A 4,591-nucleotide genomic window follows, 5' to 3' on the forward strand; every position below is an offset into this window, starting at 1 on the left:
GACCGCCGTACCGCCGGCCGACGCCGCGGAGACGATTCCGCAACAGCTCGAGGGCGTGACGATCAGCGAGCACCTGGGCGCGCATGTGAATCTCGATCTCGCGTTCACCGATCACGCGGGCGCGCGCCGTCCGCTTCGAGATTTCGTGCCGGACGACAAGCCGACCTTGCTCACGCTGAACTATTACGAATGCCCCATGCTCTGCACGTTGCAACTCAACGCGCTGGTGACCGGCATGAAGGGCATGCCGCTCGTTCCCGGGCGCGATTTCAGCCTCGTGACGATCAGCATCAACCCGGAGGACACCGCGACCCTCGCCCGCGAAAAGCGCGAGACGTACCTGGGATCGCTTGGCAAGTCCGGCGCGGATTGGAACTTCCTGATCGGCGAAACCGAAAACATCGACCAGGTTGCGAACGCGGTGGGATTTGAATACCGGAAGGTCGAGGAGACGGGGCAATACGCGCACCCCGCCGCGATCTTCTTTCTCGACGGCCAGGGCCAGGTGACGCGCTATCTCTACGGTCTCGAATATCCGGGACGCGACCTGAAATTCGCCCTGATGGAGACCTCCGACGGGCATCTGGGATCGCCGATCGAAAAGCTCATTCTGAGCTGCTTTCATTACGATGCGACGGCCGGGGCTTATGGCCCCTGGGCGCTTGGCATCATGCGCCTTTCGGGCGGCCTGACCGCCGTCGCCGTGGCCGTGATCCTGACCGCGCTGTGGCGGCGCGAGCGCCACGGCCGTCCCGTGGAGAACCTCACGTGATCACGAGCCGTATCGCAAGCGCCCTTACGGAGGCCGTCGTCCGCGCGGAATCCGGCGGATTCTGGATGCCCCCGCGGGCCTCCACCGTCGCCGAGGGCGTGGATAACGTCTTTTATTTCATCTACTACCTGTCCGTCTTTTTCTTCGTCGTGATCGTGGCGCTGATGGTCGTTTTCGCCGTCAAATACCGCAAGCGGAGTGAAGGGCAGCGGTCGAGCCCGATCAAGGGACATCTGGGGCTCGAGCTTCTCTGGTCGGTCGTCCCCGCGTTCCTGCTCGTGGCGATCTTCCTGTGGGGCTTTTTCGGATTCATGGATCTTTCGGTCCCGCCGGACGACGCGCTCGACATCCGCGTCACCGCGCAACAATGGTCCTGGAACTTCAGCTATCCCCGCGACGGCATCAATTCTCCGGACCTCGTCGTGCCGGCCGGCCGCCCGGTGAAGCTCACGATGTCGTCCAACGACGTGATTCACAGCTTTTTCGTGCCCGATTTCCGCGTGAAGCGCGACGTCTTGCCGAACCGCTACACGGTCCTCTGGTTCGAGGCGATCGAGCCCGGCGAGCACAATATCTTCTGCACGGAATATTGCGGCACCTCGCACGCGCAAATGCTCGCGAAGGTGAAGGTGCTTGACGCGGCCGCGTATCAGGAATGGATTCAGACCGGCGGCGGGCAATTTGCCGGCGACATGCCCATGCACGAGATCGGCAAATCGATCTTCACCAAGCGCGGTTGCATCGCCTGCCATTCGGTTGACGGCACGCGCCTGATCGGTCCCTCGCTCAAGGGCGTTTACGGCCACGAGGTCCAGCTGGCGGACGGATCGACGGTCAAGGCGGATGACAACTACCTGCGCGAGTCCATCATGGACCCGGCGACGCGGATCGTGACCGGCTACCAGCCCGTCATGCCCACCTACCGCGGCATGCTCGCGGATAAAGAGGTGGACGCGCTGATCGAGTACGTGAAGTCCCTGGCCGGGACCGAGGCGGCGGCCGGGACAGGAGAACATTGATGGCCCAGACGATCGCCCATCCCTTGTCGCCGGGCGCGAGCGCCGCGCACGAGGGCAATTACCTCACCTCGCATCGCGGCGCGCTTTCCTGGCTGTTCACGCTCGACCACAAGCGGATCGGGATCATGTATCTCGTCTCCGTACTGACCTTTTTCATGGTCGGCGGCCTGCTCGCGCTGACGATCCGCCTGGAGCTGTTCACGCCCGGACTCAACCTCGTCAGCGCCGACACCTACAACAAGCTCTTCACGCTGCACGGCGCGATCATGGTGTTCCTCGTCATCATCCCGTCGATCCCGGCGTCGCTCGGCAATTTCGTCCTGCCGCTCATGCTCGGCGCCAAGGACGTCGCGTTCCCCCGGCTGAACCTGTTCAGCTACTACATCTACGTTTTCGGCGCCCTGTTCCTTCTGTACGCGATTGTCGCCGGCTCGTTCGACACGGGCTGGACCTTCTACACGCCCTACTCCACCCGAACGCACACCGCCGTCATCGCGGCGGTCACCGGCGCGTTCATCCTGGGCTTCTCGTCGATCCTGACCGGCCTCAACTTCATCGTCACCGTTCACAAGATGCGCGCGCCGGGCATGACCTGGTTTCGCCTGCCACTATTCATCTGGGCGACGTACGCGACGGCGATCATCCAGATCATGGCGACGCCGGTCCTCGCGATCACCCTGCTGCTTCTGATCGTCGAGCGCGTCCTGCAGATCGGCATCTTCGATCCGGCGATGGGCGGCGACCCGGTGCTCTTCCAGCACTTTTTCTGGTTCTACTCGCACCCGGCCGTGTACATCATGATCGTGCCGGGATTCGGCATCATCAGCGAACTGATCGCGACGCACTCCAAAAAGGGCATCTTCGGCTACAAGGCGATCGCGCTGTCGTCCGTGGCGATCGCGTTCATCGGCTTTCTGGTGTGGGGACACCACATGTTCGTGTCCGGTCAGTCGGTGCTCGCCAGCACGATCTTCTCATTCCTCACGTTTGCGGTCGCGGTGCCGACGGCGATCAAGGTCTTTTCGTGGGTGGCGACGATGCATCGCGGGGTCATCCAGTTCACGACGCCGATGCTCTACGCCCTCTCGTTCCTGTTCCTGTTCTCCATCGGCGGCCTGACGGGCATCTTCCTGGGCTCGCTGGCCACCGACGTGCACCTGCACGACACCTATTTCGTCGTCGCGCATTTCCACTACGTCATGATGGGCGGCGCGCTGATCGCGTTCATCGGCGGCCTGCATCACTGGTGGCCGAAGATCACGGGCAAGCTCTACGCCGCGTTGCCGGCGAACATCGCCTGCATCCTCATCTTCATCGGCTTCAACCTGACGTTTTTCTCGCAGTTTGTGATGGGCAGCCGCGGCATGCCGCGCCGCTACGCCTCGTATCTGCCCGAATTCCAGTTGTGGCATCAGCTCTCGACCTGGGGCTCGATGATCCTCGGCATCGGCCTGTTCCTCTCGCTGTTCGTGTTCATCCACTCGCTCGCGCGCGGCAGGAAATCGCCCCAAAATCCGTGGGGCGGCACGAGCATGGAATGGATGACGGCCACCCCGCCGATCACACACAACTTCGAGACGCAGCCGGTCGCCACGCACGGCCCGTACGAGTTCCCGGAGATCGACTACAGCGAGGAAGTCAAAGGACACGTGTAATTCATGGAAACGACGCATCCCGACCACCCGCCCGCGCACGGCGAAACGCACGATCATCCGTCGTACCTGGCGCACCATTTCCACACGGTGCACCAGCAGGAATCGGCGGCCAAGCTCGGCATGTGGCTGTTTCTCGCCCAGGAGCTGCTCTTTTTCTCCGGCCTGTTCCTCGCTTACGCCGCGTACCGCTATTTTTATCCCGGCACCTTCCTTCAGGCGCACGAGCACCTCTCGGTGCCGATGGGCGCGACGAACACCGTCGTCCTCATCACCTCGAGCCTCACGATGGCCCTTGGCGTGCGCGCCGCGCAAATGAGCGACAACAAGGCACTTTCGCGCAATCTCATCCTCACGATGCTGTTCGCGTGCACGTTCCTGGTGATCAAATATTTCGAATATTCGGCGAAGTTCGAGCATGGCCTGCTGCCGGGCAAGTTCTACAGCTCGCACGAGCAAATCGCCGGCCAGCCGCAAATCTTTTTCGGCATCTATTTCGTCTTGACCGGCCTGCACGGCATCCACGTGCTCGTCGGCATCGGCGTGATCGCCTGGATCTGGTTGCGGGCGCGAAAGGGCGAATTCCACGGCAAATATTACACGCCGGTTGAGAATGTGGGCCTTTACTGGCACCTTGTCGACGTGATCTGGATCTTCCTGTTCCCGTTGCTGTACCTGGTGCGTTAGGGAGCCATACGAACATGCACGACGCGCACGCCGCCCATTCGCACGCGATTCCCGCGCACCATCCGCACATCTCGCCGCTCAAGACGTATCTGACCGTCTATTTCGCCCTGCTTGGGCTGACGATCGTCACCGTCATCGTCTCGTATCTGAACCTCGGCGCCGTCGGCCTCGCCGCCGCGCTTGTCGTGGCGATCGTCAAGGCGACCGTCGTCGGGATGTACTTCATGCACCTGAAGTACGACGACCGATTCAATACGATCATCGTTTTCGCCTCGATTCTGTTCATCCTTCTCTTCTTCGGGCTGACGTTCGCCGATCTGCAATCGCGCGGAATGATCTCCGAGGAGGAGGACAATCACTATATGCGGCGCGTCAAGCAGGCGCAGGCGCTCGCCGACAAGCTGCAAGCCCAGGGCGCCGCGCCGCCCGCGGTCGCGCCCGCCGCGGTGGGACATCAACCC

At 62.3% G+C, this 4,591-nt stretch carries 5 protein-coding genes; all 5 read left to right on the forward strand.

Annotated elements, in window-relative coordinates; genetic code table 11:
- Positions 1–772, forward strand: a 772-nt coding sequence (locus K8I61_14570; GenBank protein MBZ0273259.1) for an SCO family protein, incomplete at its 5' end; no start/stop codon positions are given.
- A gap of 65 nt (positions 773–837) precedes the next feature.
- Positions 838–1,791, forward strand: coding sequence for a cytochrome c oxidase subunit II (gene coxB / locus K8I61_14575; GenBank protein ID MBZ0273260.1), 954 nt, complete (start codon positions 838–840; stop codon positions 1,789–1,791).
- Positions 1,791–3,446, forward strand: coding sequence for a cbb3-type cytochrome c oxidase subunit I (locus tag K8I61_14580; protein MBZ0273261.1), 1,656 nt, complete (start codon positions 1,791–1,793; stop codon positions 3,444–3,446). The genes coxB and K8I61_14580 overlap by 1 nt, the downstream gene beginning before the upstream one ends.
- Positions 3,447–3,449: 3 nt before the next feature.
- Positions 3,450–4,130, forward strand: a complete 681-nt coding sequence (locus K8I61_14585) for a cytochrome c oxidase subunit 3 family protein (protein MBZ0273262.1) — start codon at positions 3,450–3,452, stop codon at positions 4,128–4,130.
- A 14-nt stretch (positions 4,131–4,144) separates the two neighbouring features.
- On the forward strand, positions 4,145–4,591 hold a 447-nt coding region (locus tag K8I61_14590), incomplete at its 3' end, for a cytochrome C oxidase subunit IV family protein (GenBank protein ID MBZ0273263.1).

The sequence above is a fragment of the bacterium genome (genome assembly GCA_019912885.1).
Classification (GTDB): domain Bacteria; phylum Lernaellota; class Lernaellaia; order JACKCT01; family JACKCT01; genus JAIOHV01.